At 73.4% G+C, this 25,717-nt stretch carries 17 protein-coding genes and 2 pseudogenes; 9 read left to right on the top strand and 10 right to left on the bottom strand.

Translation table 11 applies throughout. The annotated features are described in order from the left end of the window. Positions 1-81: 81 nt before the first annotated feature. The 5 genes from ACFV46_RS11465 to ACFV46_RS11445 all read left to right on the top strand — a co-directional run bounded on the left by ACFV46_RS11465 (position 82) and on the right by ACFV46_RS11445 (position 8,315). A complete protein-coding gene (locus tag ACFV46_RS11465) occupies positions 82-1,629 on the top strand; it encodes a PH domain-containing protein (protein WP_385497870.1) in 1,548 nt (515 codons plus the stop codon). A gap of 320 nt (positions 1,630-1,949) precedes the next feature. Continuing rightward, positions 1,950-3,335: a lectin gene (locus ACFV46_RS11460; RefSeq protein WP_385497868.1), complete on the top strand. Its 1,386-nt coding sequence runs from the start codon at positions 1,950-1,952 to the stop codon at positions 3,333-3,335. Positions 3,336-3,403: 68 nt separating this feature from the next. Next, positions 3,404-4,732, top strand: a complete 1,329-nt coding sequence (locus ACFV46_RS11455) for a ThuA domain-containing protein (protein WP_385497867.1) — start codon at positions 3,404-3,406, stop codon at positions 4,730-4,732. Positions 4,733-4,868: 136 nt separating this feature from the next. After that, positions 4,869-6,734, top strand: coding sequence for a Na+/H+ antiporter NhaA (locus ACFV46_RS11450; RefSeq protein ID WP_385498035.1), 1,866 nt, complete (start codon positions 4,869-4,871; stop codon positions 6,732-6,734). 90 nt (positions 6,735-6,824) lie between these two features. Continuing rightward, positions 6,825-8,315 carry an FG-GAP and VCBS repeat-containing protein gene (locus tag ACFV46_RS11445; protein WP_385497866.1) on the top strand — a complete coding sequence of 497 codons (1,491 nt, stop codon included), beginning with the start codon at positions 6,825-6,827 and terminating at the stop codon, positions 8,313-8,315. A gap of 12 nt (positions 8,316-8,327) precedes the next feature. Here the strand turns inward: ACFV46_RS11445 and ACFV46_RS11440 are convergent, their stop codons facing one another. Beyond that, positions 8,328-10,409, bottom strand: a complete 2,082-nt coding sequence (locus ACFV46_RS11440) for a SpoIIE family protein phosphatase (RefSeq protein ID WP_385497865.1) — start codon at positions 10,407-10,409, stop codon at positions 8,328-8,330. 311 nt (positions 10,410-10,720) lie between these two features. Between ACFV46_RS11440 and ACFV46_RS11435 the strand changes: the two genes are divergently transcribed. Further along, a complete protein-coding gene (locus ACFV46_RS11435) occupies positions 10,721-11,653 on the top strand; it encodes a Rieske 2Fe-2S domain-containing protein (protein WP_385497864.1) in 933 nt (310 codons plus the stop codon). Between the two features lie 53 nt (positions 11,654-11,706). Here ACFV46_RS11435 and ACFV46_RS11430 read toward each other — a convergent pair. Together ACFV46_RS11430 and ACFV46_RS11425 are read right to left on the bottom strand one after the other, a co-directional pair. Beyond that, positions 11,707-12,117, bottom strand: a pseudogene (locus ACFV46_RS11430) (hemerythrin domain-containing protein); the annotation flags it as partial. Between the two features lie 4 nt (positions 12,118-12,121). After that, positions 12,122-12,421, bottom strand: a pseudogene (locus tag ACFV46_RS11425) (hypothetical protein); the annotation flags it as partial. A 143-nt stretch (positions 12,422-12,564) separates the two neighbouring features. Between ACFV46_RS11425 and ACFV46_RS11420 the strand changes: the two are divergent. Continuing rightward, complete coding sequence (locus ACFV46_RS11420; RefSeq protein ID WP_361937104.1) at positions 12,565-13,038, top strand: SPW repeat protein; 474 nt, start codon at positions 12,565-12,567, stop codon at positions 13,036-13,038. A gap of 8 nt (positions 13,039-13,046) precedes the next feature. Here the strand turns inward: ACFV46_RS11420 and ACFV46_RS11415 are convergent, their stop codons facing one another. The 4 genes from ACFV46_RS11415 to ACFV46_RS11400 form a co-directional block, all read right to left on the bottom strand. After that, positions 13,047-14,909, bottom strand: a complete 1,863-nt coding sequence (locus ACFV46_RS11415) for a glycoside hydrolase family 76 protein (RefSeq protein WP_385497863.1) — start codon at positions 14,907-14,909, stop codon at positions 13,047-13,049. A gap of 80 nt (positions 14,910-14,989) precedes the next feature. After that, complete coding sequence (locus tag ACFV46_RS11410) at positions 14,990-15,376, bottom strand: metalloregulator ArsR/SmtB family transcription factor (protein ID WP_361937110.1); 387 nt, start codon at positions 15,374-15,376, stop codon at positions 14,990-14,992. 194 nt (positions 15,377-15,570) lie between these two features. After that, positions 15,571-15,945 (bottom strand): hypothetical protein, encoded by a 375-nt coding sequence (locus ACFV46_RS11405; protein WP_385497862.1) that lies wholly within the window; start codon positions 15,943-15,945, stop codon positions 15,571-15,573. A 272-nt stretch (positions 15,946-16,217) separates the two neighbouring features. Beyond that, a complete protein-coding gene (locus tag ACFV46_RS11400) occupies positions 16,218-16,799 on the bottom strand; it encodes a sugar O-acetyltransferase (RefSeq protein ID WP_385497861.1) in 582 nt (193 codons plus the stop codon). A gap of 180 nt (positions 16,800-16,979) precedes the next feature. Between ACFV46_RS11400 and ACFV46_RS11395 the strand changes: the two genes are divergently transcribed. Next, entirely contained in the window at positions 16,980-19,256 is a 2,277-nt protein-coding gene (locus tag ACFV46_RS11395) for a catalase (protein ID WP_385497860.1), read from the top strand. Positions 19,257-19,486: 230 nt separating this feature from the next. Next, the gene (gene rph, locus ACFV46_RS11390) at positions 19,487-22,084 is read left to right on the top strand and encodes a rifamycin-inactivating phosphotransferase Rph (protein WP_385497859.1); all 2,598 of its coding nucleotides are present in this window, start codon (positions 19,487-19,489) and stop codon (positions 22,082-22,084) included. Here the strand turns inward: rph and ACFV46_RS11385 are convergent. From ACFV46_RS11385 to ACFV46_RS11375, 3 genes are all read right to left on the bottom strand, one after another. Beyond that, positions 22,081-22,569 (bottom strand): ATP-binding protein, encoded by a 489-nt coding sequence (locus ACFV46_RS11385; protein ID WP_385497858.1) that lies wholly within the window; start codon positions 22,567-22,569, stop codon positions 22,081-22,083. The genes rph and ACFV46_RS11385 overlap by 4 nt on opposite strands. Positions 22,570-22,958: 389 nt before the next feature. After that, complete coding sequence (locus tag ACFV46_RS11380; protein ID WP_385497857.1) at positions 22,959-24,569, bottom strand: MFS transporter; 1,611 nt, start codon at positions 24,567-24,569, stop codon at positions 22,959-22,961. Between the two features lie 143 nt (positions 24,570-24,712). Continuing rightward, entirely contained in the window at positions 24,713-25,678 is a 966-nt protein-coding gene (locus ACFV46_RS11375; protein WP_385497856.1) for an SMP-30/gluconolactonase/LRE family protein, read from the bottom strand. Positions 25,679-25,717 lie beyond the last annotated feature (39 nt).

Raw genomic sequence — 25,717 nt, 5'->3', positions numbered from 1 at the left:
CTGATCCGGCAACGTCGAACGCCCTGACGCTGCCGTGGTCCGGACAAGCACGTCCGGGTGGGGCGATGGCAGGCTTCCGGCATGAGCAGCGTGTCTGAGGTGAGGTGCCGTCCTCGGTCGAGGCGGGTCCCCTGGTTCCTCGTCGGTCTCGGTGCGGCGGGGCTGGTCCTGGCCGTGGCCCGTATGGCGGCTGCGGGCGGGGTCCCCGACGCGTGGGTCCTCGCGGGTTGCGTGCTCGCGTCGCTGGGTGTCGCGGGAGCGTACGGTCTGGTCATCCGGGTGGACGCCGACGCGAGCGGGCTGGCGTACCGGACGTTGCTGCACCGCCGCAGTGCGCGCTGGGAGGACGTCGCCGATGTGCGGGTGCGTGTGCAGTACGCACGGCATGGCGAGATCCACCGCGTCCATGTCGTCACCCGCGGTGGACGGGTCTGGCGTCTCCCCCTGCCGGCCAGCTCGTCCGCCGACGACCGGCCCGGCTTCGACGCGACCGTGGAGGCGCTGCGGGCGCTGCACCGGCGGTACGGCTCACCGGAGTCGGACCATCTCGCCGTGCTCTCCAAGGGCACGGCCGGGCGCGGCCTCGGACTGCCCGCCTTCCTGTGCGCCCTGTTCCTCGCGGGTGCCGCGCTGGCCGCGTGGTTCGTCCCGGTGGTGGCGGAGGAGAAGCTGGCGTGGACGTCGGCCGTCCCGTGCGCCGGGCAGGAGGCGGGGCGGGACCGGGACTGCCTGACGACTGTGTCGGCTGTCGTGAGAGACACCGAGGTGGCGCAGGGCAAGGGCCGGAGCTGGGTGTCCTTCGCGGGCGGGCGGCCGGTGGACCAGGTTTCGGTGTCGAAGGAGGGGGCCGCCGGCTTCCATGCCGGTGACCGCGTCGAAGTCACCGTCTGGCGTGGGGGCGTACGGGAGGTCGTCGGTGAACACCATGTGTGGCGCGAGCACTTCCCCGCCGCCGGAGAGGTCACGGTGGCCGCGGCGGTGTGCGTGCTCATCGCCGGTTACCCGGCGGCGCTGATCGCGCAGCGCCGCCGGGCGCGCCGCCGGCCCGCCGACGAACTCCTGCCGTCGCCGCTGCCGTTCGCCGGTGCCCTCGTCGGTACGGCCCTGTGGTCGCTGCCGTACTGCTACACGCATCCGACCCTGGTGCCGGGCTCACCCGGGGGCGTGGCGTGGGCGGTTCTCGGGGCGGCGGCCTCGGTCGGCCTGTTCGCCGGGGCCTGGCGCGCGACCCGCCTCCACACACCCGGTGCGGACACGCCGGGGCGGGCGGACGCCGGTGGCGAGGACGTCTTCCTGGCCGCCCGGTTCCTGGAGTCCACCGAGTACAACCCGCACGGCTTCGGTACCCACATCGTGCTCGGCGAGGACGGGCCCGCCGTGCTCCCGCACTCCGGTCCGGGCCGGTACGCGGCGCGGCCGATCCCCGTGGAGCGGATCACCGTCAGGACCGTGCGGCGTCCCCGCGGCGGCGACGGCGACACCGTGCCGAGCGGCTGGGACATCGCCGAACTGGACGACGAGGGCAGGCTGGTCCGGCTGGCGGCCGCTCCGGCCGACCTGGCCCGCATCCTGCGCGCGTTCACCGCCGAGGAGGACACGCCTGTGGTGGCCGCCGGGTCCGACGGGTGATCGCGGGAATCCCGTTCGGCTGCCTCGGGTAGCGCCGTTCCGGGGACGTTCGGAGAGCCCCTGTCTCATTGGACTGGACCAAACCCGGTCCGATGTCTTGACAGGGGTTTTCCGCTGCTCCTTAAATTCACGGTGTGAAGTAACTGGAGCAACCCTGTTTTCCCCCACCCTCGTTCAGCGGTCGACGACTTCACAGCCCCCCACTTCCTGCCTGTCATGAGCATGCCCGCGCGCTGGCGGCGCGCCCGCCTGCCCGCCCGACGCGGTCGTGGACGAGCCATGAGTCGGCCGCGACCCCCGACGACAGGACAGGACGCCGCATGACCTCTCCCTCCCTCCCCCGGCCCGCGCTGCGCGGCGCGACAGGCACGGCGCTCGCCGCCCTCCTCCTCGCCCCGCTCGCCGCTCTCCCCGCGCATGCCGCCGCCCAGGCCACGGGGCAGATCACCGGCCTCGGCGGCAAGTGTCTCGACGTGGCCGGGGCGGCCACCGCCAACGGCACCGCCGTCCAGCTCTACGACTGCAACGGCACCGGCGCCCAGCAGTGGAACGTCGGCTCGGACGGCACGATCCGCGCGCTCGGCAAGTGCCTGGACGTCGCGTCCGCCGGCACCGCCGACGGCACCCGCGTCCAGCTCTGGGACTGCAACGGCAGCGGCGCCCAGCGCTGGACCGTGACCGCCGCGCGCGACATCGTCAATCCGCAGGCCGACAAATGCCTCGACGTGAAGGGCGCGAGCTCCGCCAACGGGACCCCCGTCCAGATCTGGAGCTGCACCGGCGCCGCCCAGCAGAAGTGGACCGCCCCCGGAACCGACACCCCGGCACCGGGCCCGGGCGCGATGGCCGTCGCCCCGTACCTCTACAACGGCTGGGGCGACCCGCCGAGTCCGACGACCGTGATGAACGCGACCGGCGTCAAGTGGTTCACCCTCGCGTTCGTCCTCAGCAACGGCTACTGCAACCCGCAGTGGGACGGCGGCCGTCCGCTGACCGACGGCGTCGACCAGCAGACGATCAACGCGGTGCGCGGCGCCGGCGGCGACGTCATCCCGTCCTTCGGCGGCTGGAGCGGCAACAAGCTCGAGAGCTCCTGCGGCAGCGCGGGTGAACTCGCCGCCGCCTACCAGAAGGTGATCGACGCCTACCGGCTGAAGGCCATCGACATCGACATCGAGGCGGCCGCCTACGACAGCCCGACCGTGCAGCAGCGCACGGTGGACGCCCTGAAGACCGTCAAGGCGAACAACCCCGGGATCAAGGTGTACGTCACCTTCGGCACCGGCCAGAACGGACCCGACGGCAGCCTGATCGGCAAGGCCGCCGCGTCCGGGCTGACCGTGGACAGCTGGACCATCATGCCGTTCAACTTCGGCGGCGCCGGCCAGAACATGGGCCAGCTCACCGTCCGCGCGGCCGAGGGCCTGAAGACCGCCGTGAAGAACGCGTACGGCTACAGCGACGACCAGGCGTACCGGCACACCGGCATCTCCTCCATGAACGGCGTCACGGACAACTCCGAGACGGTGACCGTCGCCGACTTCCGCACGATCCTCGCCTACGCGCAGCAACGGCACCTGGCGCGGCTGACGTTCTGGTCCGTCAACCGGGACCGGCCGTGCACCGGCGGCGGCGCGGACAGCTGCTCCGGGGTGGCCCAGCAGCCCTGGGAGTTCACCCGCGTCTTCTCCCAGTACGCCGGCTGACCGTGCGGTCCGCCCCGCCTCTCCCCCACTCCCCGACTCGCGCCGCCCCGGCGGCAGGAGGAGCAGCCATGCCCCGACCCACCCGGCCCAGACGCCCCCGCACCGCCCCCTGGCGGCGGCTCGCCGTCCGTCTGCTGGCACTGCTGGCGGTCGTCTGCGGGCTCACCGCCCCGGCGGGCGCCGCGTCGGCCGCCCCCGAGGCGGCCCCGCAGGCGACCCCCTTCAAGGTCATCGCCTTCTACAACGGCACCTGGGACGCCGCCCACATCGACTTCGTCAAGGAGGCCAACCAGTGGTTCCCGCAGGCGGGGGCCGAGAACGGCTTCACCTACCGGGCCACCACCGACTGGAACCTGCTGGCGAACGGCGGGGTGAACGAGTACCAGGTCGTCCTGTTCCTCGACGACGCGCCGCAGACGGCGGCCCAGCGCTCGGGCTTCGAACGGTATGTGCGCGCCGGCGGAGGGTGGATGGGCTTCCACGTCTCGGCGTTCACCACGAACGCCGCCTCCTGGCCCTGGTTCTACAACTCCTTCCTCGGCAGCGGGAACTTCAAGTCCAACACCTGGGGCCCCACCACGGCGGTGCTGCGCACCGAGGACCGCACCCACCCGGCCACCGCCGGGCTGCCCGCCACGTTCACCTCGGCCGTCAGTGAGTGGTACAGCTGGTCCAACGACCTGCGGGCGAACCCGGACATCAAGGTCCTGGCCTCCATCGACCCGAGCAGCTTCCCGCTGGGCACCGACCCGAACCAGTCCTGGTACAGCGGCTACTACCCGATCCTGTGGACCAACACCCAGTACCGGATGCTGTACGCGAACTTCGGGCACAACGCGATGAACTACGACACCGGCACGCGCCTGTCGTCGACGTTCGCGAGCGCCACCCAGAACCGCTTCCTCCTCGACGGCCTGAAGTGGCTCGGCCGGGCGGAGGGGGGACCCGCGCCCACCGATCCCATCTCACCGACGGCGTGGTACGCGCTGAGCGACAAGGCCTCCGGGACGTGCGTCGACGCCCGGTCGGCGGCCACGGCCGACGGCACGCCCGTCCAGCAGTACACCTGCAACGGGACCCTCGCCCAGCAGTTCCAGTTCAAGCCCACCGACGGCGGCTACACACGCGTCGCGATCCGCGGCAACCCGAACCAGGTGGTCGACGTCACCGACGTCTCCACCGCGGACAGCGCGCCCCTGCAGCTGTGGGCGTACGGCGGCGGCGGCAACCAGCAGTGGCTGCCGGTGCGCGAAGGGGACGGCGCCTACCACTTCACCGCCCGGCACAGCGGCAAGTGCCTGAGCACGACCGGCGGTGCGGCGAACGGTGCCCAGCTGGTGCAGCGGGCGTGCGACGGCTCGGCCGCCCAGAGCTTCCGGCTCACCGCCCAGCCCTGACCCCCGGCCGCGACGGCCGTCCGGGTGAGCGTCGCCGGGCCGCACGGGGCCGGGGCAAGCCGTCCCGGCGCCCGGGCGGCCCGGCGGCGATAATCGGGCGGTGAGCGGCTACGAGTCCAGCGATGCCAGCGAGACGATGTCCAGCCAGACCCGGGCGCGCTGGCGGACGTTCGTGCAGACCGAGACGGGCAGCGCGGCCCTGCTGCTCGCGGCGGTCGTGGTGGCCCTGCTGTGGGTCAACATGGACGCGCACTCCTACGAGGCGGTGTGGGGGGCGACCTTCACCGTCGGTTTCGACAGCTATCACCTCGCGCTCGATCTGCACGAGTGGATCAACGCCGGGCTGATGAGCCTGTTCTTCTTCGTGGTGGGTCTGGAGGCGCGCCGCGAGTTCGACATGGGCGATCTGCGGGACCGGCGCTGGGTGGTGCTCTGCGCGGTGGCCGGGCTCGGCAGCATGGTCGTCCCCGCGGTGATCTACGTCGCGATCAACGCCGGCCATGACTCGGTGCACGGGTGGGGCACGGCGATGTCGACGGACACGGCCTTCGCGCTGGGCATCCTCGCGGTGTTCGGCCGACGGCTGCCGGCCGCCCTGCGCGCCTTCATGCTGTCGATCTCCGTGGTGGACGACCTGGTCGCCCTCGTCGTGATCGCCGTCTTCTACAGCGACGGCATCCATGTGGGCGCGCTCCTGGTGGCGTTCGGCGGTCTGCTGGGCATCGTGGTGCTGCGTCTGGCGGGCGTCCGCAAGGGTGTCTACTGCGCCCTGCTGTCGCTGCTCGTCTGGATCGCCCTGCACGAGGCGGGCGTCGACCCCGTGGTCACCGGACTGGCCGTGGGCGCCCTGGTGGTCGCCTATCCGGCGCCGCGCAGCGATCTGGAGCGGGCGAGCCGGCTGTTCCGTTCCTTCCGGGAGCAGCCCACGCCCGAGCTGCAGCGCGACGCGGTGAAGGGACTCGCCGCTGCGATCTCCCCCAACGAGCGTCTTGAACAGAAGTTCCTGCCGTGGGTGAGCTACGGCATCGTGCCGCTGTTCGCACTGGCCAACGCGGGTATCGAGCTCAGTGGCGCCAAGCTGGCGGACGCGTTCACCTCGCCGATCACCCTGGGCATCGTGGTGGGCTGCGCGGCGGGGAAGCTGATCGGGATCGTCGGCTCGATGGCGGGCGCGCGGCTGCTGACGGCCGGGCGGCTGCGGCCCAATGTGGGCTGGGGTTCGGTCACCGTGGGCGGGGCCGTCGCCGGGGCGGCCTTCACCGTCTCCCTGCTGATCGCGGCCATCGCGTTCGAGGGCGAGGAACTGGAGCAGGCGCGGATCGGCATCCTCGCCTCCCTGGTGGTGGCGTTCGCGCTGACCTGGCTGGTGTCCGGAGCGATCGGCCTGCTGCCGGAGGCCCTGCGGGCACGTGCCCTGCTGGGCACCTCGGAGACGCCGACGGACCTGGCGGTGGCCGTCGATCCCCGGCACGACCGGGTGCGCGGGCCGGCGGACGCGGCGGTGACCGTGGTGGAGTACGGCGACTTCGAGTGCCCCTACTGCGGTCAGGCCGAGCAGGTGGTGCGCGAGCTGCTGGGTGCCGACTCCGACGTCCGCTACGTGTGGCGGCATCTGCCGCTGCCGGACGTGCACCCCCACGCCCAGCTGGCGGCGGAGGCGGCGGAGGCCGCCGCACGCCAGGGCAGGTTCTGGGAGATGCACGATCTGCTGCTGATGCGCCAGGACGCGCTCAGCGGACGGGACCTGCTGGGCTACGCGCGGGAGCTGGGCCTGGACCTGGTGCGCTTCCGCGACGACGTCGAACGGCAGCGGGGAGCGCGGCGGATCACGGAGGACGTGGACTCGGCGGACCTCAGCGGGGTCTCGGGCACCCCGACCTTCTTCATCAACGGCGCGCGTCACCAGGGCGCCTACGACATCGAGGCGCTGACCCGGGCGGTCGAACAGGCGCGGCAGCGCGTCCTGGCCGCGCGGACCGCGCCCCGCGAACCGCGCGCCTGAGATTCCCCTCCGCACCGGCTACAACTCTCGGGGCCTCTCGCGGGTCCAACCCGCACAGGCCACACAGGTGCGAGCCCGAGGGAAGACACCATGACGCACAGGAAACCGGCGGCCGTCGCCGCCGCCTCCTTCCTGCTCCTGACCGGCGCGGTGATCACCGCCGCCCCCGGCGCCCACGCGGGCACGCCCGGCGGGACGCACGCCGTCGACCGCAACAGCGACTTCGACGGCGACGGGTACGACGACGTCCTCGTCGGGGCGCCGACGGGGACCGACGGCAGCCGCAAGAACTCCGGCTACGTCACCGTCCAGTACGGCGGGCCGCGCGGCATCGGCACCGCCTCGGGGACACGAAAGGCACGCACGGCGATCTTCGGGCAGAACACTCCCGGTGTGCCCGGCAGCGCCGAGTCCGGTGACGGTTTCGGCGCCGCCGTCGCGAGCGGGGACCTGGACGGCGACGGCTACGACGACGCGATCGTGGCCGTGCCCGGCGAGGACGTCGGCGGTGTGAAGGACGCGGGCCGGGTGACGGTCCTGTTCGGTTCGCGGACCGGGCTCACGGCGTCGGGCAGCGTCGCCCTCGGGGCGGCCACGCCCGCGGCGGACGCCGGGTTCGGGCTCGCGGTGGCCGCCGCGCGGCTGAGCGGCGCCGTACCCGGCGACGTGCTCGCCGTGGCCGACCGGCAGGGCGTGCACCTGTTCACCCACGACGGCGGCGCGCTGCGCCCCGCGGGCCGCCTCGACACGGTCGGCGCCCCCGGCGACGAGAAGATCCAGCCGGCCTCGCTGACCACGGGAGACTACGACGACGACGGCTTCGCCGACCTCATAGTCGCCGGCCGCAGCCTGGAGGAGGACGGCCAGGGCCGCTCGGCCGTCTACCGGGGCGGGGCCGGCGGCCTCACCTACGTCCGCGATCTGCCCGGCGGCCCGGCGACGGCCTCCGGGGACATCGACCACGACGGGTACGACGACCTGGTCGCGGGTCGGCCGGACCGGCTGGAGGACGAGTACGAGCCGCTCACCGGCGGCTCCGTCCTGGTGTTCCTCGGCGGCCCGGACGCCTTCACCGACCTGGACGAATACGGCCGGCCGGACCAGGTGTGGCTCCAGCGCGATCCGGGGGTGCCGGGCACTCCCGAACTGGGCGACGGTTTCGGCTACGACGTGTCGCTGGGCGACGCCGACGGGGACGGGTTCGCGGATCTCGCCATCGGTGTGCCCGGCGAGGACGTCGGCACCGTACGGGACGCGGGGATGGTCGTCGTCCTGCGCGGCTCGGCCCGGGGACTGACCACGGCCGGTGCGGTCTCCTTCACCCAGAACACGGCGAACGTGCCGGGCACGGTCGAGAAGGGCGACCGTTTCGGCGCGCAGGTCCGGTTCGCGGACACCGACCGCGACGGCCGCGCCGGGCTGCTGGCGACGGCGCCCGGCGAGAACAGCGCCGACGGGTCGGCCTGGCACCTCCCCGGGTCGGCCGCCGGGGTCGTCGCCCGGGGGTCGTGGTCGTACGGTCCGCGTTCCCTGGCCGCGCCGCCCACCGACGCCGGGTTCGGGACCGCCGTCGACGAGTGAGCGGGGTGCCCGTCACGCGGGCTTCACCGGGTGGGCCTGGGCGATGAGGAGGGCCACGTCGTCGTGGTCGGAGGGCTTTCGGAGGCTGCTCAGGAGCCGGTCGCAGCGGTCCTCCGGGGCGCTGGGCGGGCCCTCCAGCAGGCTCAGCAGATGGTCCAGCCGCTCGTCGATGGGGTCGTCGCGGGTCTCGACCAGCCCGTCGGTGTAGAGCACGAGCTGGTCGCCGGGGTCGAGGGCGAGGGTGGTCGTCTCGAAGGAGCCCCCGCCCACCCCCAGCGGGGTGCCCGACGGCAGGTCGAGGAGTCTCGGCGGGCCCCCGTCGGGCACCAGCGCGGGCGGCAGGTGCCCGGCGGACGCGATCTGCAGTACGTGCCGGTACGGGTCGTACACGGCGTACACGCAGGTGGCGAAGAACGGGTCCAGATCCTGCGTGATCTTGTCGAGGTGGGTGAGGATGCGGGCCGGGTCGAGGTCGAGGTCCGCCAGCGTGGACGTGGCGGTGCGCAGCCGGCCCATGGCGGTGGCGGCCGGGATGCCGCTGCCCATGACGTCACCGACGGCGAGGGCCGTACGGTCGCCGTCGAGGGGGATGATGTCGTACCAGTCGCCGCCGACCTCGCTGAACGCCTGCGCGGGCCGGTAGCGGGCGGCGATCTCCAGGCCGGGGTGGCGGGGTGAGAGCTGCGGGAGCAGGCTGCGCTGGAGGGTCTCGGCGGCGCTGCGGATGTGCTGGTGCAGGATCGCGTTGTCGATGCTGAGCGCCGCGGCCGAGGCCAGTTCGCAGGCGAGGGTGAGGTCGTCCCCGTCGAAGGGGCGGGGGTTGCGGGCCCGGGCCAGGCCCATGACGCCGACGACCTCGCCGCGGGCGATCAGCGGCACCGCCATGTCGGTGTGCACACCGGCCTCGGCGAGCCGCCGCGCGCTCTCGTCGTCGGCCGCGACCCGCCGGAGGTCGGCTCGCTCCAGGTGGGTGATCAGCTGGGCCTCACGGGTGCGGAAGCAGTGGGCGGCCGGATGGTCGGCGTGGTAGGTCGTGAGATGGCCCGGCTGGATGAGCGCCTCGGAGGCGTCGGTCGGGTAGGCGGTCTTGACCGCGAGGGCGCGGAACAGCGGGAGCCCGTCGCCGGGGTCGGGGCGCCCCGACTGGAGCAGGGAGTCGATGATGTCGACGGCGACCATGTCGGCCAGGTCCGGGACGAGGACGTCGGCGAGTTCCTGAGCGGTCCGCTCGACCTCCAGGGTGGTGCCGATACGGGCCGAGCCGTCGGCCATCATGCGCAGCCGCTGCTGCGCCCGCTCGGCGCGCTGCGCCGACTCGTAGCGGTCGGTGACGTCGACGATGACGTTGGCGATGCCCAGGACCTGCCCGGTGTGGTCCTCCAGGCGGTAGAGGGAGACGGCCCACGCGTGGTCGCTGCCCGGGTCGGCCCGGGTGCGTCCGACCACCTGCTGGTCGACCACGGGCAGGCCGGTCTCCAGGACCTCGAGCATCTGGGCCTCGGCGACCGCGAACGGCGCGCCGGGCAGGATCTCGCGGAAGCCGCGCCCCATGTGGTCGGCCTCGGAGACACCGTGCATCGCCGCCAGCGCGGGGTTGACGGCCACATAGCGCAGCTCGGTGTCGAGGACGGCGAGCCCGATGGGCGCCTGGGTGACGAGCTGGCTGGACAGGGCGACCTTGCGCTCCACCTGGCGCAGCGTCGCCCGGTCCGTGGCGAGCCCCAGCGCGTAGTGGTCGCCGATGTTGTCCGTCAGCCGCATGTTGCGGAACTCGACCATGCGGAGGCTGCCGTCCTTGTGCCGGACGGGGAAGACGCCCGCCCAGTCCTCGCCGCTGTCCATGACCGAGGCGAACAGCCTGATGGCCTCGGCGCGGTGCTCCGGGTCGACCAGCAGCCGGGACGCGTACTGGCCGAGGGCCTCGTCGCCGGAGTACCCGAACAGCGCCTCGGCCTGGGGGCTCCACATGTCGATCCGGCCGTCGGCCTCGACCAGCACCGCGGCGACGCCGAGCAGGTCCATGAGCCCGCTGGCGCCGGAGGTGGCCTCCTGCGGGAATCCCGGCCGTGCCGGACGCTGATTCGCTCGGCCCATCACACTCGCCCCTCTTCCCGTCCCACCGGCGTACCGCTGTCCGCACCCCGCCGATGACGGCGTTCTTCCCACAGGTCGGCGACCTGTTCACGATGCGGCACGGGACGTACGACGGCCAGGGGACTCGCCGGGACCGCCGCGCGCCGTCCGTCCTCCCGGCGGCCCGGCACGCGGCACACGACCCACACCATGATCAACCCGTCGTCTCGGTCACCATGTCACTCCTGCCTTCCATGGTCCGCCCGACGGCCTCTCCGAGGGCGGTCGGCCGGCTCGTTTGCCGCGTCCCGGGGGTGGGGACCCGGGCCGGCATGAGCGAATCGCCACGCCGTCCACTGGGACGGAACCGCGTCCTGTCGCTGCTGGACCGCCTGGAGCGCGAGCCCGCGGCCGACAAAGTCATCGATGCGCTGCGCTCGGGGGTCCGGGCCCTGCCCCTGGGGCGCGGCCGCGACGCGCTGCACGGCCGGTGGCTGGGGCATCCGCTGCATCCGCTGATGGTGCAGGTGCCCATCGGCAGCTGGATGTCGGCGGCCGTCCTGGACCTGCGCCCCGGCCGCTCGCGCGAATCCCGGCTGCTCGTCGCGCTGGGGCTGGCGGCCGCGGGGCCCGCCGCCGTCGCCGGCTGGGTCGACTGGGCCGAGCTGCACCGGCAGCAGCAGCGCGTCGGTCTGGTGCACGCCCTGACCAACATCGCCGCTGTCGGCCTGTACGCCACCTCGCTGAGCTGCCGCGTCCGGGGCCGCGAGGCGGCGGGCCGGGCGTACGGCTTCCTCGGTCTGACGGCGGTCGGGGTCGGAGGCATGCTGGGTGGCCATCTGGCGTACCGGCAGGCATCCGGCGCCAATCACGCGGAGGAGGTGCCGCACGTCGTCACCGAGGGCTGGCACCGGGTCGGGGCCGTCGCCGACTTCCCGGCCGGGGAGCCGGTCCGGCGCAGCGTCGACGACGTACCGGTGCTGGTCGTGCGCGAGCCAGGCGGGCAGGTGCACGCGCTGGCCGAGCGGTGCAGCCATCTCGCCGGGCCGCTCGCCGAGGGCACGGTCGCCGACGGGTGTGTGCGGTGCCCCTGGCACGGCAGCGTCTTCCGGCTCTCGGACGGCTGGAACGTGAGCGGTCCCGCCACCGCCCCGCAGCCCTCGTTCGAGACCCGGATCACCGACGGCCACGTCGAGGTGCGGCTGCGCCACCAGAACGGCGGGCGGCCCGCCGGCGAGCCGGTCGCCCGCACCGCGCGTCGGTGACGCCCGCGCTCCCGGCGCGGGTCCGGCGCGGCGGCCGGGCCCGCGCGGGGGCGTCAGCCTTTCTCGCCCATCGCTTTGCGGACCGTGTCCCGGGTGCGGTCCATCAGCGCGGCCACCGGGCCGAGGGCCACGTTCGCCGCCCCGGACTCCACTCCGGGGTGCGGACGGGTGGGCGCCATGGCCTCGGCGGCCTTGACGGCCTTGGCCATCGTGGCGAGCTGCCCCGGGTCGGCGCTGCGGCGGATGTGCGTGAACTCGTACCGTTCCTCGGCACGCGCGTGTTCCTGGACGTCCTTGCGCAGCTTCATCAGCCGCGGCATGAACGTGGGGTCGTCGGGGTCGACGTCGTCGAGGGCGGCCAGCGTCTCCTTGGCCGCGCGTTCCTCGGCGAGCCGGTCCTCCACGACCTGTTCACCGCCCGCGAGGTTGCGCCGGGCGAAGGGGTGGACGACCTCCTCCTCGGCGGCCGGTCTCGTGGACGGCGACCTGCTCGTAGGCGATGGTCGTCTCCAACACGGAGGAGACGCCCGGCAGCAGCCAGTTCACGACCTTCTGCTGCTGCGCCTCGATGTAGCGGGTGCGGGCGAGCTGACGTTTGATCTCGGGGTCGACGGTGTTGCGGGCGAGCTGGTGGCTGAAGAGGATCGCCTCGACCTCGATCCCGTTCATGGTGATGATGCGGCACCGTGTGTACGGGTCGCAGCGGTCGGGGTCGATGGGCGGCACGTTGAGCTCGCGCCAGTTGCGTAGCTGCCGGTCCAGCGGGATGCCCCGCTGTTCCCATGGGGTTGCGCTCCGTGCCTCGCACCACCACGAGACGGAAGAAGGGGCGCCGTGGCACGCGTGCGCCGTGGACAGGGGGTTACTCGTGGATCGGCAATCGGGGGCCCCACCACCTCGGAGGTGAAGGCATGACGACCTCTTCCCGGTCCACCATGGAGACCCATCCCGACATCCTCGACATGCGCCACCGCCATGAGATGGCGGAGCGTGCGTCCACCAGCTCCCAGGGGCAGGCCATCGAGACGCTGGCCCTGCTCACGGGGCTGTATCTGGCGGCGTCGCCGTGGATCGCGGGGTTCAACGGCCTGACCACCCTGGCCGTGAACAACCTGATCCTCGGCATCGCCTACGCGCTGCTGATGAGCGGCGGTTTCGGACGCGCCTACGAGCGCACGCACAGCATGGCCTGGGCCTGCTGCGCGCTGGGCCTGTGGACGATCATCTCGCCCTGGGCCGTGGCCGGTGACGTCAGCACGACGAGGTCGGTCGTGAACAACGTCATCGTCGGCGTCATCGCCCTGCTGCTGGGGCTGGCCGCCAGCGCCGCGGCCCGTTCGTCGGACAAGCCGTCCTCCGGGCGTCGCGGCATGCCCACCGGCTGACTCCGGCGTCACCAGCGCCCAGGGGGCTCCACCGCGGTGAGGGCCTCCAGGGCGCTGGCCTGCGTGCGCCAGTCCGCCGGATCGGGGGTGGTGCCGGCCCAGCGCTGGCCCAGGCGGTTGAGCGCGTCACGGTCGTGGTCCCAGACGGAGTCGGCCTGGCGGGTGAGGTAGGCGCGGTACGTGGCCGACCCGGTGGCGTCGGCGAGGTCGGCCAGATGGCGGACGAAGATGCCCTTGAACTGCTTCTGGTTGTCGTCGCAGGACGCGGTGCCGACATCGCAGGACTCGGTCAGGACGCCGTCGCGGGTCAGCCGGGGTGAGCTGATCGCCGCGTCGGCGAGGCGGCGGGCCGTGTCGAGGTACCGGGTCTCGCCGGTGGTCCGCCACAGCTGGGTGAAGGCGCCGATCGCGAGGCCCTGGTTGTAGCTCCACACCGTCTGCCCGTTGTTGGCGCAGCTCGCCGTCAGACCGTCGTTCACCAGTCCGGCCGCGTCGATCAGTCCGCTGCCCAGGTACCAGTGCGCGGCCGCCGCCGACCGGCCGGCCCAGACGGTGTCGCCGGGCAGCCGCCGATGCAGGGCGGTCGTCAGCCACAGGTACAGGCCGTTGGTGACGGCGTTCTTGTAGGTGCGCTCCCGGTCCCACCACACACCGCCGCCGCAGGTGCCCGGGTCCCAGTACTCGTCCACGTACGACGTGATGGTGACGGCCTCGTCGAGGTAGCGCCGCTCACGGGTGAGGTCGTACGCGGTCAGCCAGGCCACCGCCCACCAGGCGGCGTCGTCGATCGCGCGGCTGATGAAGTGCCCCTCGACGGGGTCGGAGCTTCGCGCGCCGGCCGGGAAGACGCCTTTGTTCTGCTCGAAGGTGCGGGCGATCGCCCAGTCGTAGTCGTGCCGGCCGGTGCGGCGCGCGAACTCGGCCACCGTGGTCACGGCGACCGCCGAGTTCCACCAGCTGCTCCGCCACCAGCCCTCGTCGGTCCGGTACGTGGCCATCAGCGCGTCCGCCGCGGCCCGGGCCCGGGTCGGGGCGGGCCGCGCCCACGCGGTGCAGCCGCCCTCCTGGCGGTCGGCCGCCCGTCCGCAGGCCCGTACCGCCCCGCCGTACAGCAGGCCGCGCGGGTCGCGGGTCGCGATCATGACGGTACGGGTGGCGGACGCGCCCGCCGGTACGGCCGTACGTCCCAGGGAGGAGCCCTCGGGCCAGGTCGCGCCGCCGTCCCAGGAGCGGTCCAGCCAGATCTCGTCGCCGGCGCCGCCTCGCGCGATCGTCGCCCAGGCCGTGCCGCGCGCCTGGTCCAGGTGCAGGTCGACGGTCCGCCCGAACAGCGTGGCCGCCGGTACCGGCCGGTCGTCGCCGGTCGCCCCGGCGGGGTCGTCGCCGTCGCAGGACGTCCCGTCGCACACCGTGGGGTACACCCAGTCCGTGCAGGTGACGGCCGCCGCGTCGCCGCAGGCGCGGATCCAGCCGCGCCGGTGGGCGACCGGATCGGTGAGGTTGTACATGAGGGTGCGGGTGCCGGTCCAGGTCGCCGGCACGGTCGCCTTGCCGAGCAGGGGCTCCCAGGTGGCGCCGCGGTCCCAGGACCGGTCCAGCCATACGGCGTCGCCCGTGCCGGCGCGGTCGATGCTCGCCCAGGCCATGGAGTCCGGGTCGGAGACGTGCAGTCGCAGCAGGCGGCCGTTGACGACGCGGTCGGCGACCGGGAAGGTGTCCTGCCGCGCCTTCGACGGGTCGAGGGTGTCGCAGGACAGGGCGCACACCGGTGCCGGGGCGGCGTGCGCCGGCGCGGGCAGTGCGGCGAGGCCGGCCGCGGCGATCACCAGGGCCACCAGGGCGCCGCAGAGGCGGCGCGGACGACTCGGCATGACGTTCGGCTCCTGTTCCCCGCACGGAACATCGTCATGGCCACGACAGCACTGCGGGACCTCCTTGTCCAGAGAACTCGTCAGTGCGCGCCGTCTCCGCCGGGCCGCCGGGCAGCCGCGGCCACCGGCGGCGCGGGGTCGTCGGACTGCTGCAGCTCCGCGAGGAGCTGGTTCCGGCCGGCCAGCAGCTCCGTGAGGATGCGCCGGGCGGCCCGCAGCAGCTCGGCCACGTCACCGCCGGCGAGCGCGTAGCTGACGGTCGAACCCTCCCGGATGGAGACCACGATGCCCGCGCGCCGCAGCACCGCCAACTGCTGCGAGAGGCTGGAGGGTTCGATCTCGATGTCGGCGAGCAGGTCCCGGACCGGGACCGGTCCGTGCTGCAGCAGTTCCAGCACCCTGATGCGTGCCGGGTGCCCGAGCATGCGGAAGAACTCCGCCTTGGCTTGATAGAGGGGAACGTGCATCACGCTCTTCCTGCCGGTCCGTAGGTGCCTCTCCCCATGACGCGGCGGGCCCGGGGTCCCGGTCGCGTCATGGGGGTCCCGCTCATCTTGCTGGGCCCGGGCGGCCGGCGTTCACGAAGTGCGGCCCTCTCCATGTGATGACTTGAAGAAGTCTTCAACTCGTGGGCGCACGGCGGCCCGGAGCGGTCGCGGGTTCAGACCTCGAGCTGTTCCTCGAGCCGCTTGAGCTGGTGGCGGGCCATGGCGAGGTTGGAGCGGGTTTTGTCCAGCACGAGGTACAGGAACAGCCCGTTGCCGCTGCGCCCGGCGACCAGCCGGATGACGTGGTACTGGTTGTTCAGCGTGATCAGGATGTCCTCCACCGCGCCCGTGAGGCCGAGGTGCTCCATGGTCCGCACCTTGGCGCGGATGACGTCCGTGTTCCCCGCGGCGGCGACGTTCAGGTCCAGGTCCTTCCCCCCGCCGAGGGTGCCGAGGGCCATGCCGCTGGTGTAGTCGACCACCGCCGCGCCCAGCGCCCCCTCGATCCCCGCCATCATCTCCTTCAGCGTCACTTCCACGTTCGCCATCGGCGCCTCCCCTTGTCGGTGCTCTGACGGGCGCCGGTTCCGGGCCCGCGAACGAGACCGTAGGACGATCCGAGGGGGCCGGGAGGCGGCCTGCGCGGGAACGACACCGACCGATCAGAAGATATGAAGAACGGATCGCTCAACGATCACGCCTGACCGGCCCGTGCCCGTCTCCCGGCACGTCGGGCAGGCCGTCAGCCGCGTCGGGGTGTCCGGTGTCCAGGGCGGGGCGGGACGGGGCGTCCAGGGCTGGGCGGGACGGGGCGGGGCGGTCAGAGGGTGCGGACAGGGCGGGCCGGGTTGCCGAGGGCCACGACGTTCCCCGGGACGTCCCTGGTGACGACGGCGCCGGCTCCGATGACGGAGTTGTCGCCGATCGTGACGCCGGGCAGGACGATGGCACCGCCGCCGAGCCAGACGCTGTCGCCGATGACGATCGGCCGGGCGGCCTCCAGCTTGTCCCGGCGCGGCCCCGGTTCCAGCGGGTGCGTGGGGGTGAGCAGCTGGACGCCGGGGCCGATCTGGCAGTCCTCGCCGATGGTGATGGCCGCGACGTCCAGGGCGGTCAGGTTGTAGTTGACGAAGGTCCGGGCGCCGACGGTGATGTTGCCGCCGTAGTCGACGTACAGCGGCGGCCGGACCTGGGCCCCCTCCCCCAGCGAGCCGAGCAGCTCGGCGAGGATCGGCCGGGCCGCCTCGGCGTCCTCCGCGAACGCGGCCTGGTAGCGGGCGGCGAGGCGCACGGCCCGCTGCTGCCTGCGAAGGATCTCGGGGTCGTCGGCGATGTAGAGGTCGCCCGCCAGCATGCGCTCCAGCTGGGTGCGGGGGTCGTCGGCGAAGTGGTCGGTCGGCATGCGGGTGAGCGTACGGGTGTTCCCGCTCAGCGGCCTGGTCCGATGGGGCGTAGGGGGCGTACGGGACCGCCGGGGCGGGGGATATGTCCGGCACAACCGGGTACCCGGCGCCGGATCTCACGGCAGCCGGCACGGGTCGCCGGCCGGCCGTGGCCGGCAGGAAGCAGAGGAACGATAGCGATGAGCCAGCCCAACCCCCTCAAGCGGGCGGCGGACAAGGTCACCGAAGCCGTCCAGGGTGCCGGTGCGGGTCCGGAGGAGGGAATCCCCGGCAAGCCCGCCCCGCAGTCCCCGACGCTCGCGGAGCCGACCGAGCCGCGCGAGCCCCTGCCGCCGAAGCCCGACCAGAGCGGGCCGGACACGATGTCGCCCACCGGCCAGGCGACGGGGGCGGCGCGGGCCCGCATGGCACAGTCCGGCGCCTATCTGACGGACGCTCAGGGCGTCCGCCGCTACGACACGGACCACTCGCTCAAGGCGGGCCCGCGCGGCCCGGTCCTGCTCCAGGACCACCATCTGCGCGAGAAGGTCATGCACTTCGACCACGAGCGCATCCCGGAGCGCGTCGTGCACGCGCGCGGCGCGGCCGCGCACGGCGTCTTCAAGAGCTACGGCACGGCGTCGTCGGTGTCGAAGGCGGCGTTCCTGGCGCCGGGCGTCGAGACGCCGGTCTTCGTGCGCTTCTCCACCGTGCTGGGCTCCCGCGGCTCCGCCGACACGGTGCGGGACACGCGCGGCTTCGCGACGAAGTTCTACACCGAGGAGGGCGTCTTCGACCTCGTCGGCAACAACATCCCGGTGTTCTTCATCCAGGACGCCATCAAGTTCCCGGACGTCATCCACGCCGGGAAGCCGCACCCGGACCGGGAGATCCCGCAGGCGCAGAGCGCGCACGACACCTTCTGGGACTTCGTCTCCCTGCACACCGAGGCCACCCACCACACGCTGTGGAACATGTCCGACCGGGGCATCCCGCGGTCGTACCGCATGATGGAGGGCTTCGGCGTCCACACGTTCCGGCTGGTGGCCGAGGACGGCTCCACGACGCTGGTGAAGTTCCACTGGAAGCCGAAGCTGGGTGTGCACTCGCTGGTGTGGGAGGAGGCGCAGATCGCGGGCGGCGTCGACCCGGACTTCCACCGCCGCGACCTCGCCGACGCCATCGAGGCCGGCGCCTACCCGGAGTGGGAGCTGGGCATCCAGACCTTCCCCGATACCCCCGACCAGATGTTCGAGGGCATCGACCTGCTCGACCCGACGAACCTCGTTCCCGAGGAGCTGGCCCCGGTGCAGCCGATCGGGCTGCTCACGCTCAACCGGAACCCCTCGAACTTCTTCGCCGAGACCGAGCAGGTCGCCTTCCACGTCGGCCATCTGGTCCCCGGTATCGACATCACCGACGACCCGCTGCTCGCCGGGCGCCTGTTCTCGTACCTGGACACCCAGATCACCCGGCTCGGCGGCCCGAACTTCGCGCAGATCCCGATCAACCGGCCGCACGCGCCGGTCAACGACATGCACCGCGACGGCTTCCACCAGGACGCCGTGCACCGCGGTGTCGCCCCGTACCGGCCCAACTCCCTCGACGGGGGCTGCCCGTTCCTGGCCGGCGCGGACAACGGCGCGTACGTCGAGACGCCGGTGGTGGTGCCGGAGGGGACGAAGGTCCGCGAGGCGCCCGAGTCGTTCTCCGACCACTTCAGCCAGGCGCGCCGGTTCTGGCTCAGCATGAGCGCCGTCGAGCAGGAGCACATCATCGGCGCCTACACGTTCGAGCTCGGCAAGTGCTACGAACAGGCCGTCAAGGAGCGGGTGTTGCAGACGCTCGCCAACATCGACCCCGTGCTGTGCGCACGCGTCGCGGAGGGCCTGGGGCTGCCCGCGCCCGAGCCGACCGAGCCGCTCGCCGACGTCGAGCCGAGCCCGGCGCTGTCCCAGGTCGGGCAGGTCTGGCCGACCGACGGGCGACTCGTCGGCATCGTCACCGCCGAGGGCGGCGACCTGGACGGGGTGCGGTCGGTGCGTGAGGCGGTCCTCGGCGCGGACATGGTGCCGCTGGTCGTCGCCCCGGCCGGCGGCACGCTGGGCACCGGCGACGACGCGGTGACCGTGCAGCGGACGTTCGTGACCGCGCGGTCCATCGAGTTCGACGCGCTGCTGGTGGCGGGCGCGCCGACCGCCGGGGACGACGCCCACGGCTCCCGTGACGCCAAGGCGCTGCCGTCCGGCCCCCGGGCGGGCACCGACCCGCGCGTGGTGCAGCTGCTGGCCGAGGCCTTCCGGCACGGCAAGGCGATCGGCGCCTGGGCGGGCGGCGAGGCGGCCCTGGAGGCGGCCGGCATCCCGGTCGACGCGCCGGGCGTCGTGGTCGGTGCCGACGGCGCGGCCACGCTGGAGCAGGTGCGGGAACTGATGGGCGCGCACCGCGTCTGGGAGCGGTTCACCACGACCGTCTGAGGGCGCGGGCGCACACGGGGAGGCCTGAACGCGAAGGGCGAGGAGTTCGATCTCCTCGCCCTTCTCAACGTATAGCCCACCCGGGGGCTTGCGGCAAGGCCCCGGTGAGGGCGCAGAATCGTCGGCCGTTGCCACTGCCTGCGGAAATGAGGGCTCGACGTGCTTGTGGTGTTGTCGGCGTACCCACGCTCCCCCCGCCCGTGCCGGGCGGCCGTGCGGGAGGTGGCGCGATGAACGGGCGTCTGGTGGTGGACCTTCAGGACGTCGACGCGACGGGGCTCGCCGAGGTCGGCGGGAAGGGCGCCCACCTGGGAGAGCTGTCCCGGATCGACGGGGTCCGGGTGCCGGCCGGGTTCTGTGTGACGACGCACGCCTTCCGGCGGATCATGGCGCAGGCCCCCGAGGCCGGTGAGCTGCTCGAGCGGCTGTCCCGGGTGGACGACGGCGACGGGGAGGCGGTCCGCTCCCTCGCCGCCCGGCTGCGCCGCGTCATCGAGGAGACGCCGCTCCCGGACGAGGTGGCGGCGGCGGTCACCGGCGCGCTCGCCCGGCACGGTGAGGGGGCCGCGTACGCCGTACGGTCCAGCGCGACGGCCGAGGACCTGCCGACCGCGTCCTTCGCGGGCCAGCAGGACACGTACCTGAACGTCGTGGGCACGGAGGAGATCCTCCGGCAGGTCGGCCGGTGCTGGGCCTCGCTGTTCACCGAGCGGGCGGTGACCTACCGCCGGCGCCAGGGCCTCGACCACCGTACGGTCCACATGGCCGTGGTCGTGCAGCGGATGGTCCTGCCACGGGCCTCCGGCATCCTGTTCACGGCCGACCCGGTGACGGGCGACCGCCGCACGGCGACCGTGGACGCCGGTCTCGGCCTCGGCGAGGCCCTGGTGTCGGGGCTGGTGGACCCGGACGTCCTCACCGTGCGGCACGGCGAGGTCGTCGCGCGGACCATCGCCGTGAAGCGGCGCGCCCTGCACGCCCTGCCGGGCGGCGGGACGCGGGAGACGACCGTCGAGGAACGGCGGCGGCACGAACCGGTCCTGACGAACGATCAGGCCGTGGAGCTGGTCGCGCTCGGGCGCCGGATCGAGGCGCACTTCGGCAGCCCCCAGGACATCGAGTGGTGCCTGGACGGCGACGGCTTCCACATCGTGCAGAGCCGGCCGATCACCACCCTGTTCCCCGTGCCCGAGCGGGACGACGACACCTTCCGCGTCTATCTCTCCGTCGGCCACCAGCAGATGATGACCGACGCCATGAAGCCCCTGGGCCTGTCGATCTGGCAGCTGACGGCGCTGGCCCCGATGTACGAGGCCGGCGGGCGGCTGTTCGTCGACGCCACCGCCCGGCTGGCGGCGCCCGGGAGCCGGACCGCTCTCCTGGACGTCGTCGGCCGCGGCGACCCGCTGACCCGGGACGCGCTCGAGACCGTCCTGGAGAGCGGCGAGTTCGCGCCGGCGCCCGTGGAGACGGGCACCGGGAAGCCGCCCGCCGGTGGCGGGGCCGACCCGGAGGAGACCGATCCGGCCGTCGTCACCGAGCTGATCGAGCGCAGCCGGGGCTCCCTGGCCGCGCTGGAGCGGGACATCCGCACGAAGAGCGGTCCCGCGCTGTTCGCGTTCCTGCGGGAGGCGTTCGAGGAGCACAAGCGGGAGATCGGCGATCCGCTGAACATCCGCGCGATCATGGCGGGCATGGAGGCCACCTGGTGGCTCAACGACCGGCTGGAGGACTGGCTCGGCGAGAAGAACGCCGCCGACACGCTCACCCTGTCCGCCCCCGGCAACGTGACCGCGGAGATGGGGCTGGCGCTGCTCGACGTCGCCGACGTGGTCCGCCCGCACCCGGAGGTGGTCGCCTTCCTCCAGGGCGTCGAGGACGACGGCTTCCTGGACGAGCTGCCCAAGGTCCCCGGTGGCGCCGCGGCACGGGACGCCATCGAGGCGTACCTCGACCGGTACGGCATGCGCTGCGTCGGCGAGATCGACATCACGCGGCCCCGCTGGCGGGAACAGCCCAGCGCGCTGGTCCCGGTCGTCCTCGACCATGTCCGCGCCTTCGAACCGGGCGCCGCCGCGCGCCGTTTCGAGGAGGGCCGCCGCAGGGCGCTCGCGAAGGAGCGCGAGGTGCTGGAGCGGCTGCGGGAGCTGCCGGACGGCGAGCGCAGGGCCGACACGGCACGCCGGATGATCGGGCAGGTCCGCGCGTTCGCCGGCTACCGGGAGTACCCGAAGTACGCCATCGTCAGCCGCTCCTTCGTCTACCGGCAGGCCCTGCTGCGGGAGGCCGACGGGCTGGTGCGGGCCGGCGTCCTCGCCGACCGGGAGGACGTCTACCACCTGACGTTCGACGAGTTCGAGGAGGCCGTCCGCACGCGCCGGGTGGACGAGCGGCTGGTGCGGCGCCGCAAGGACGCCTTCCGCTCGTACCAGGCACTCACCCCGCCCCGGGTGCTCACCTCGGACGGACAGGCGCTGTCGGGGGCGTACCGGCGCGACGACGTGCCGGAGGGGGCGCTGGCCGGTCTGGCGGTGTCCGGAGGGACCGTGGAGGGCCGGGCCCGGGTCGTCCTCGACATGGCGGACGCCGATCTGGAGGCGGGCGACATCCTGGTCACGCGGTTCACCGACCCCAGCTGGTCACCGCTCTTCGTGGGGATCGCGGGCCTGGTGACGGAGGTGGGCGGTCTGATGACCCATGGCGCGGTGATCGCCCGGGAGTACGGTCTGCCGGCCGTGGTCGGGGTGGAGCGGGCCACCCGGCTGATCCAGGACGGGCAGCGGATCCGGGTGCACGGGACGGACGGCTATGTCGAGCTTCTGTCCTAACCGGCCGGCCGGGCGTCGGCACCGGCGGCCGGGGCCTCGTCCGCCAGGCCGATCCGGGCGGTGATGCGCTTGCCGGACGCTTCCCGCTGGGCGGAGAAGCCCTGGGAGACGGCCATCACGATCTCCAGACCGTGCTGTCCGACCCGGCCCGCGTCGGCGGCCCGGGCGACCGGCAGCACGGGATCGGAGTCCCACACGGAGACCTCCACCACCTCGCCGTCGATGCTGAGGTCCATCCGGGCCGGGCCCGGCGCGTACTTGCGGGCGTTGGTCACCAGTTCGCTGACGACCAGCTGGGTGAGGTCCATGCCGCGCTGGGACAGCCGCACCCCGTGCTCGCTCTGCGCCCGTGTCAGGAAGGCGACGGCCAAGTGGCGGGCGTGGGCGATGGCCGTGCCGTCCCCGTCCAGCGCGATGCTCGTGCGCAGCACGGCCGTCCCGGCCGCGCCCCCGCTCTGGCCACCCGTGGGCTCTGGATCCCTCATCAATGCCTGTGCTCCCCGTCCGTCCGCCCGCGCCTACCCACACGCGGGCGGTCCACTCCCCACGCCCGGTCGCCGTCCGGCCCGCTCCCCCGGCCACGCCGTCCGATGCCGCCGCCCCCGGCGCCCGGGCACGAAACCCAGCGTGTCAGTATCGCTCACCGGGCGCGCGCCCGCACCGCCGACCCGGATTCCGGACGGGCCGGCGCGTCCGGCTAGGTCGTGTCCGCAAAGTCCCGTCGTCCGCCCGTAGGGCGGGCCGAGCAGTGTCCGGTGCGTGCTCTCGGTGTGCCGGGCGGACTCCCGCGTACTGGTTGTACGCGGGTGGGCGGCCGGTGCGCCGAGAGGGCGTGCCGGGCGCCGGGCGGCAGACGGGACTTTGCGGACACGACCTAGGCGGAGCGGGGCTGGGTCGTGGGGATGCGCGAGGTGAAGAACAGCGCGAGGGCGCAGGCGAAGGCGAGGATGGCGAGGGCCGCCCGCAGCCCGTCCAGCCGGGCCTCGGCGTTGGCGTCCAGCGCCGCCCGGGCGACCTCCTCGTCCACGCCCGCCTCGTCGAGCGCGGACCTGAGCTGAGCGTCCGACAGGAACGTCACGCCGCTCTGCAGTTGTACGGCGGCCCGGTCCTTGACCTCGGCCGGCACCGCGGGGTTCTGCTCGAAGCTCGTCAGGAACGACGAGGCGAGCACACCGATCAGGATGGACCCGGCGAGCGCGGTGCCGATGGACGAGCCGAGGTTGGTGACGGCGTTCTGGATGCCGCCGACCTCCGCGCTCTGCTCGTCCGGCACCGCCGACACGGTGACCGAGCCGAGCTGGGAGGCGAGCGCGCCCGTGCCGAGCCCGATCAGCAGGAACGGCACGGTCACGATCTCCGCCCCGGCGTCGGCGTCCAGCGCGGCCATCAGGACGACCGCGCCGGCGAGCAGCGCGAGGATGCCGAGGCGGACGACCCGCCGGGGTGAGACGTCGGGGAGGAAGCGGGGGATCAGGGTGGCCGCCGCCAGCAGGGTCAGCGACAGCGGCAGCAGGCGCGCGCCGGTCTGGAGCGCGGACAGGCCGAGGGCGATCGACAGGTGGAGCGGGACGACGAAGAAGACGCCCATCAGCACCAGGTACTGGAAGAAGAACATGGTGAGTCCGCCGGTGAGCTGCCCGACCCGCAGCAGGGCCGGGTCGAGGAGCGGATCGCGGTGCTGGGCGACCAGGTGCTCCTCCCAGTGCAGGAAGACCCGGATCAGCAGCACGCCGGCCAGCATCAGCCAGACGACGAGGGACACGCCGAGCCAGTCGGGGGCCCCGGGCCTGGGACGGAACCAGCCCCATTCGTCCGAGCGGAGCACGCCGTAGACGAAGGTGCCGAGGCCGAGGGCGGACAGGGCGGCGCCGATGAGGTCGAGGCGGGGCCGTCGGACGCCCAGGGGGTCGTGGATGTGCCGGGCCACCGACAGGATGGCGGCCACCACCAGCACCTCCCCGGCGAAGACCCAGCGCCAGGACAGATAGGTGGTGGCGAACCCGCCGATCAGCGGGCCCAGCGCGATCGCCACCGCACCGGCCGCGGCGACGAGTCCGTAGGCGGCGGGGCGCCGCTCGGCCGGGAAGTTGCCCGCCACCAGGGCGACGATCGCGGGCAGGATGAGGGCCGCGCCGACGCCCTCCAGGAAGGACCAGCCGAGCAGCAGCACGGGCAGGTTCGGGGCGAGGGACGTGGTGAGGGAGCCGCATCCGTAGATGACGCAGCCGATGGTGAAGGCGCGCCGGCGGCCGACGATCGCGCCGACCTTCCCGCCCGGGATCATGAGCATGGCCATCACCAGCGTGTACGCGGTGATGGCGCCCTGGATGCCGGTGACCGTCGTGTCCACGTCGTCGGCGACCGTCGCGATGGAGACGTTCATGACGGAGCTGTCGAGCGCCATGAGGAACTGTCCGGCGGCGAGCGTCCACAGGACGAGCCGCCCCTTCGTCGCATCCTCGGCCGTGCCTGTCCCGGACGTCATGTGCCAGACATTGCCGCCCGTCCGTGCCGTGTCCTGGCCGCGTCGCGGAGTTCAGCCGCTCGGCGCACACGTGCGGCCCCGCCGGCGTGGGCGGACCGTCCGCTCCCCCGTGGAGGGCGGCCCGCCGCACGCCGTCCCGTGGATCAGCCGCCGGCCCCGCACATCGGGTCGTCCAGGGCGGTCACCGTGTAGGGCGGGGTGCCGGGCGGTTCGTCGTTCTGGCTGTTCACGACGTAGAGGCGGCACGCGTGGCGGGCCAGCGTGGTGGGCAGGTCGAACGGGTCGCCGGTGACGCGGTGCACGACCGTGCCGGTGCGCAGGTCCGCGTCGAGCCGGGCGATGTACACGCCGTGCGGGGCGCCGTAGTTGAGCACGGCGTACAGGGTGCGGCCGTGCAGCACCATGCCGTCCGCGCCGAAGGACTCCTCCCCCAGGTCGAGGCGGCTGACCTCGCGGGTGGCGGTGTCGATGCGCCAGACGGCCTCCGTCCCGTTGGAGGCGACGAGGAGGGTGCGCCCGGCCGGGTCGGCGACGATGCCGTTGAGCAGCCAGTAACGGGCGGGGAAGCCGGGGAACGCACCGCGTACGTCGGCCCACGGTTCCAGCGGTCCGACCCGGCCGTTCCTCAGAGTGGCGCGCAAAACGACCGGGTTGGCCCAGTCGGTGACGTAGACGGCGTCGCGGGTGACGACGAGGTCGTTGAGGTCCGGGGAGCCGAGGGGCCCGTCGGGAGCGTCCACGGCCTGCAGGAGGCGTCCGTCCGGCGCGTGCACGGTGAGCCGGCCCCGGCCCACGGAGAGGACGCGGCCCGCGCGGTCGGTGTGGACGCCCCGGGTGCTGCCCCGGGAGGTGGCGCCCTCCGCCGGGAACGGCCGCATCCGGGGCGAGGTCACCCGGCCCCGGTACAGGGCGCCGGTGCCGTCGGAGGACACGTACAGGGTGCCGTCGGGGCGGACGTCGATGCCCTCGGGCAGGGTGCCCGGGGTGCGGGAGACGACGTAGGTGTCGGGCAGCGGGCGGCCGGTGCCCTCGGCGGGCACGGCGGTGGTGCCGATCAGCAGGGCTGCGGCCGCGAGCGCCGGTGCGACGAGCCGGTGCGGTAGGGACATCTGGCCTCCAGGGGGTCGTGGCGCCGGCCGGGGCGCCGG

It is taken from the genome of Streptomyces sp. NPDC059852, assembly GCF_042731455.1.
In the GTDB taxonomy this organism is placed as follows: Bacteria; Actinomycetota; Actinomycetes; order Streptomycetales; family Streptomycetaceae; genus Streptomyces.
Note: the sequence above shows the minus strand (reverse complement) of the source record. Positions and strands in the feature narration are given on the sequence as shown.